At 58.5% G+C, this 212-nt stretch carries 1 protein-coding gene; it reads left to right on the forward strand.

Annotation, left to right across the window (positions count from 1 at the left end):
• Positions 1-8: 8 nt before the first annotated feature.
• A partial coding sequence (locus NMG80_RS37180) for a DUF6875 domain-containing protein (protein WP_367185908.1) occupies positions 9-212 on the forward strand: 204 nt, incomplete at its 3' end.

Here is a 212-nt window from a genome sequence, read left to right on the forward strand (position 1 = left end):
GCAGTTCGATGCCACAGGCCGCCAATCTTTTCCTCCCCACGGATCTTGAGGATGTCAGTAGAACGAAGAAGCTAGCGGGAAGCGATCTAAGCGCGCTTCACGCCGTCGCAGACTGGATCAAGACCTTCGTGGCCAGGCCTCACAAGGATCTCGGCCGCGCTGGACCTGTGTGCCCGTTCGTGCCTCGCGCCGATGAACTTAAAACACTTTGG

Origin of the sequence: Mesorhizobium escarrei (assembly GCF_935825525.1) — a bacterium.
Lineage (GTDB): Bacteria > Pseudomonadota > Alphaproteobacteria > Rhizobiales > Rhizobiaceae > Mesorhizobium > Mesorhizobium escarrei.